Origin of the sequence: Streptosporangium sp. NPDC006013 (assembly GCF_040614275.1) — a bacterium.
GTDB lineage: Bacteria > Actinomycetota > Actinomycetes > Streptosporangiales > Streptosporangiaceae > Streptosporangium.
Genome location: NZ_JBEXUE010000588.1, coordinates 1 through 5,414 on the forward strand (window position 1 = coordinate 1; position 5,414 = coordinate 5,414).

A 5,414-nucleotide genomic window follows, 5' to 3' on the forward strand; every position below is an offset into this window, starting at 1 on the left:
GCCAACCGGGTGAACCTCACGGAGGCGCAGCCCATCCCGATCTTCGTCGGGGCCGTCGTCGTCCTGGTCGTCGAAGAGGCTGGTCTGGCCGCCGTTGTCGGCCTCGCTGCGCAGCTCGCGCCGCAGATAGACCCGCACGAGGTCCTCCAGCGGGAACGAGCGCTGCCCGGGCGTCGCCAGGTAGGCGGCGAGCGCGGTGTCGCAGGTGAGGCCGCGCAGCTCCATGCCCTGCGCCCACAGTGCGAGCATCGGGCCCTTGGCGTCGTGCACCGCCTTGGGCTTGGAGGCGTCGGCCAGCCACGCGCGCAGGGCCGCCTCGTCGGCCTCGGTCAGCGTGGTCGGGTCGATGAACGCGGCCCCGGCTCCGGCCGCCGCGACGGCGATGCTGTCGACGCGGCCGGTGCCGCTGCCGTACGCGCCCTTGAAGGCCAGGCCGGCGCGGCCCTCGGGCAGCGCGCGCAGCCACGGGTCCACCTCGTCGGGGCCGAGGGTGACGACCTCGACCTCGAAGCCCTCCTCGCTCTCCGCCTCGGGCGAGCCGATCGTCTTGAACAGCCGGTCGCGGATCTCGCCGCGGAACTCCAGCGTGTCGAGGATCTTGTTGATCTCGTCGCGGTCGGCCGCGCCGACCGTCAGCCGGGAGATCTCCTGCTCCAGCGGGACGTCGCGGATCAACTGGGTCAGGCGCCGGTTCATCAGCACCTGGTCGAGGTGGTCGCGGAGCTTGTCACCGACCTTGCCCTTGACCTCGTCCACCCGGTTGACCAGCTCCTCCAGCGAGCCGAACTCGCGGATCCACTTGGCCGCGGTCTTCTCCCCCACCCCGGGGATGTTCTTCAGGTTGTCGCTGGAGTCGCCGCGGATGGCCGCGAAGTCGGGATACTGCGCCGGGGTGAGCTCGTACTTCTCCAGGACGGCCTCGGGGGTGAAGCGGGTCATGTTGCTGATGCCGACACGGGTCATCAGCACGGTGACCCGCTCGTCGACGAGCTGCAGCGCGTCGCGGTCGCCGGTGACGATCAGCACGTTCATGCCCTGCTCGGCGGCGCGGGTGGCGAGGGTGGCGATCAGGTCGTCGGCCTCGTATCCGGCCAGCGACAGGTGCGGCACGCGCACCGCGTCGAGCACCTCGTGGATCAGGCTCATCTGGCTGCGGAAGCTGTCCGGACTCGCACTCCGGTTCGCCTTGTAGTCGGCGTACTCCTCGTGGCGGAACGTCGGCTCGGAACGGTCGAAGCAGACCGCCACGTGGGTCGGCCGCTCGTCGCGGAGCACGTTGACCAGCATCGAGGTGAAACCGTAGACCGCGTTGGTCGTCTGGCCCGTGGTGGTGGAGAAGTTCTCCTCCGGCAGGGCGTAGAAGGCCCGATAGGCGAGTGAATGCCCATCCAGCAGCAGGAGACACGGACGAGTGGGGGTCGCTTCGTTCTTCGGCACAGCGAAAGCCTAGTCTCCTGGTACGACAGAACGCCTGACTCACCTGACAGGAGACGTCCCCTTGACCATGACAGACCCCGACGAGGCCGCTCGCATCAAGGAACTGCTGGCCGCCTCACACCGGAGCACGCTGGTGGAGCGGATGGGCATCCTGATCACCGAGGCCACTCCCGAGCGGGTGACGGGCACGATGCCCGTCGAGGGCAACACCCAGCCGTACGGCCTGCTGCACGGCGGTGCCTCGTGCGTGCTGGCGGAGACGCTGGGCTCGGTCGGCGCGGCACTGCACGCGGGCTCCGGGCGGATCGCGATGGGCATCGAGATCAACGCCACCCACCACCGCTCGGCCACCTCGGGCCTGGTCACCGGCGTGGCCACCCGGCTGCACGGTGGCCGGACGCTCGCCACCTACGACATCGAGATCGTCGACGAGCGGGACCGCCGGGTGTGCAGCGCGCGCCTCACCTGCATGCTGCGCGACGTCTGAACACACCCGGACCGCCTTTTTGCCGTCATCGAGCGACACTTCCGCTACGGTAGGTGACGGCGATGCCCGCGGGGAGGCCGAGTAGAAAACGTACGGGGTCGGGGAAGCTCCGTACGGCGCCAAAGGCCTCCCCCGGGCTCCCTGGGCTTCGACCTTCATCGCGCGAAGGCCCGCACCGGGCGGGTGCGGGCCCTTGAGAGACGGAACTCAGATGTCCGTGTGCGTCGGGTCGAGCACCCGGCGCAGGAAGGTCTTCGTGCGCTCGTGCCGCGGAGCGCCGATCACCTGCTCCGCCGGGCCGTCCTCCACGATCACGCCGCCGTCCATGAAGACCACCCGGTCGGCCACGTCGCGGGCGAACGCCATCTCGTGGGTGACCACGAGCATCGTCATCCCCTCCTCGGCGAGCTTGCGCATGACCGTGAGCACGTCACCGACGAGTTCGGGGTCGAGCGCCGAGGTGGGCTCGTCGAAGAGCATCAGCGCCGGGCTCATGGCCAGCGCCCTGGCGATGGCCACCCGCTGCTGCTGGCCACCGGAGAGCTGGATGGGGTAGGCGTCGCACTTCTCACCGATGCCGACCTTGTCCAGGTTCTCCCTGGCGATCTTCTCGGCCTCGGCCCTGCCCCGCTTCAGCACCCGGCGCTGCGAGATCATCACGTTCTGCAGAACCGTCATGTGCGGGAAGAGGTTGAACTGCTGGAAGACCATCCCGATGCCGCGGCGGGCGGCGTCGATGTCGACGTCGCGGTCGGTCAGCTCCACTCCGTGGACGACCACCCTGCCCGACGTCGGCTGCTCCAGCAGGTTCACGCAGCGCAGCAGGGTGGACTTGCCCGACCCCGAGGGGCCGATGACACAGACCACCTGGCCGGGGTCGACGGCGAAGTCGATGCCCTTGAGAACCTCGAGCTTGCCGAAGCACTTGTGCAGGTCACGGATCTCGACCGCGTGGTTCACCGGAGTCACCGTCCCTTCGCCTGGCGCTTCTCCAGCCGGGACGCGAGATAGCCCAGCGGGATGGTGACCAGAAGGTATGTCACGCCCACGACCAGGATGGGCGTGGCGTTGGCGTGGGTCGAGGCCATGTCGTTGCCGAACTTCGTGAGCTCGACGTAGTCACCGGAGACACCGAGGAACAGCACCAGCGAGGAGTCCTTGAGCAGGGAGACGAACTGGTTGGTCGTCGGCGGGATCACGATGCGCACGGCCTGCGGGATGACGATGGAGACCATGGCCCGGGTGTACGACATGCCCAGCGAGCGCGCCGCCTCCATCTGCCCCTTGGGCACCGCCTGAAGGCCCGCCCTGAGCGTCTCCGCCATGTAGGCCGAACCGACGATCGTCAGACCCAGGATGCCCTCGCCGTAGGTGCCGCCCGGCACCTGGAAGCCGCTCAGGGCCAGGGGCAGGAACAGGATGAGCAGAAAGATCAGCAGCGCGGGCAGGCCGCGGAAGATCTCGATGTAGGCGATCGCGATCCACCGGTAGGGCCGCACCGACGACATCCGCATCAGCGCGAACAGCAGACCGAGCAGGAAGGCGAAGACGAACCCACCGACCGAGTAGATGATGGTGTTCTTCAGCGCGATCGTGAACAGCTCCGGAAGCGTCTTCTCCGCGACGTCGAGCCTGGCGAAGTTCTTTCCGAGCTCGCCCCACTCGATGGTCAGGGCCAGGAAGACGGCCACGGCCGCCAGTACGACGTACTGGACGGCCCGGCTGATCTGCTGTCTCTTACGGGGACTGAGCCCACCCCCGGCGGGAGCGCCCCCGCCGGGAGTGGGCTCGGTCGTCGTTGGCTGGTCCGTCATCGGTTAGCCGAGCTCCCCGGGCTTCTTACCGAACCACTTGACGAAGATCTGCTCGTAGGTGCCGTCCGCCTTGGCCTCGGTGATCGCGTCGTTGATCGCCTTGAGCAGGACCGGGTCGGCGCCCTTCTTCAGGCCGACGCCGTACTGCTCGCCGGTGTCGAGGCTGGCGACCAGCTCGAACTTCTCCGCGATCTCGGGCTTCTTCAGCCAGGTCAGGACGACGGGAAGGTCCTGGACGATCACGTCGACCTGTCCGGACTGCAGACCGAGCAGTTCCTTGGGAGAGTCGGCGAACTCCTTCGGGTCCAGGCCCTTGCCCTTGACGTAGTCGAGGCCCGTGGTCGAGGCCTGGGCACCGAGCTTGAGGCCCTTGGCCTTGACCTCGTCAAGGGTCGCCACGCCGGCTCCCTTCTTGGCCAGCAGTGCCTGCGTGGCGTCGAAGTAGGGCTCGGAGAAGTCGATGTTGGCCTTGCGCTCCTCGGTGATCGTCATACCGGCGGCGGCCACGTCACACTTGCCCGCCGCCATCGCCGCACCACTCTTGATGACGGCGAAGTCGATGTCGACGATCTCCTGCGTCAGGCCGAGCTTCTTGGCCGCCAGGTCGACGATGTCGACGTCGAAACCGACGACCTTTTCCCCCTCCTTGAACTGGAAGGGCTCGTAGGGCAGGTTGGTGCAGGTGGTCAGCTTGCCGGGGGTGATCACCTGCGGGCCGGCCGCAGCCGCGGGAGCGCTTGCCGAGGCACCATCGCTCGGGCTCGCGCTGGTGGTCTCGCCACCGCCGCAGGCCGCAAGGCCGAGCGCACCGGCGACGACCATGGCGCCCACCGTGAGTGCACGACGGGAAACAAAACTCAGGCCCACAAAGGCCTCCTTACGGTCAAATGTCGCTTCTTTTATGGATACCTCAATGCAGGTCATGCTCCATCACCTGCATAATCGTGCAGATCACCGGTATGACACAATTCGGACAACAACCGTGTCAGGAGCCCCCCGATCCACACCCTGCTCCCGCCGCGGACCGGGATGCGAACACTTGCCGGATCGTCAACGCCGGCCGGGCCGGTCGTTGAACTTCGGGGTCCGACTCGGTTACGTTGCCCGATGTGCGCGCCCCCCTGATCCTGTTCACCGGTGTCGCTCTCGCCGTCACCGTCCTGTCCGGCTGCACCGCGGGGGAACCGGCCGCATCCGCCTCCCCCTCGGCCACCCCCACCCCGACCTACGAACTCCCGCCGCGCCCGGTTCGGCCGGGCGAGAGCCCCATCCGGGCCGCGCCGGTGACCGACGGCGACACCCGGTTCCAGGTGATCGGCCTGCAGAAGGGCCTGAGCGGCTTCTTCGGCAGCCACGCCGAATGGCAGGCCAAGGGCCAGTACGTGGTCGTACGGATCCTTGTGGAGAACCCCGGGCGCACCAACTCCCGCTTCGACGCCAAGCGGCAGCAGCTCATCACCGCCAACGGCACCGTCCACACGATCGACCGGTTCGCGCAGGCCACCAAGCGCCAGCCGGACACCCTCCCGCTCGGCGCCCAGGTCAGGATCGAAATGGACCTGTGGTACGACATCCCCAAAGAGGCACAGGTCTCCGCGATCAGGCTGTTCGGCGACCCGCCCCTCGGTGTGGGGGGCACCACCGACGGCGTGCGGGTGCCACTGTCCTGAGCCTCC

At 68.0% G+C, this 5,414-nt stretch carries 6 protein-coding genes; 2 read left to right on the forward strand and 4 right to left on the reverse strand.

Annotation, left to right across the window (positions count from 1 at the left end; genetic code table 11):
- A partial coding sequence (locus ABZ260_RS45555; RefSeq protein ID WP_355630636.1) for a 5'-3' exonuclease H3TH domain-containing protein occupies window positions 1–1,437 on the reverse strand: 1,437 nt, incomplete at its 3' end.
- 67 nt (window positions 1,438–1,504) lie between these two features.
- Here ABZ260_RS45555 and ABZ260_RS45560 point away from each other — a divergent pair.
- Window positions 1,505–1,924 (forward strand): hotdog fold thioesterase, encoded by a 420-nt coding sequence (locus ABZ260_RS45560; protein ID WP_355630650.1) that lies wholly within the window; start codon window positions 1,505–1,507, stop codon window positions 1,922–1,924.
- A 207-nt stretch (window positions 1,925–2,131) separates the two neighbouring features.
- On the opposite strand, the gene ABZ260_RS45565 is transcribed toward ABZ260_RS45560, so the two are convergent.
- The 3 genes from ABZ260_RS45565 to ABZ260_RS45575 are packed head-to-tail and all read right to left on the reverse strand — an operon-like array spanning window position 2,132 to window position 4,560.
- Window positions 2,132–2,893 carry an amino acid ABC transporter ATP-binding protein gene (locus ABZ260_RS45565; RefSeq protein ID WP_355630639.1) on the reverse strand — a complete coding sequence of 254 codons (762 nt, stop codon included), beginning with the start codon at window positions 2,891–2,893 and terminating at the stop codon, window positions 2,132–2,134.
- Window positions 2,890–3,738, reverse strand: a complete 849-nt coding sequence (locus tag ABZ260_RS45570) for an amino acid ABC transporter permease (protein WP_355630642.1) — start codon at window positions 3,736–3,738, stop codon at window positions 2,890–2,892. The genes ABZ260_RS45565 and ABZ260_RS45570 overlap by 4 nt, the downstream gene beginning before the upstream one ends.
- 3 nt (window positions 3,739–3,741) lie before the next feature.
- On the reverse strand, window positions 3,742–4,560 hold the full coding sequence (locus ABZ260_RS45575; protein WP_355630645.1) for an ABC transporter substrate-binding protein: 819 nt from the start codon (window positions 4,558–4,560) through the stop codon (window positions 3,742–3,744).
- Window positions 4,561–4,847: 287 nt separating this feature from the next.
- On the opposite strand from ABZ260_RS45575, the gene ABZ260_RS45580 reads away from it, so the two are divergent.
- A complete protein-coding gene (locus ABZ260_RS45580) occupies window positions 4,848–5,408 on the forward strand; it encodes a DUF4352 domain-containing protein (RefSeq protein ID WP_355630647.1) in 561 nt (186 codons plus the stop codon).
- Window positions 5,409–5,414: the final 6 nt, after the last annotated feature.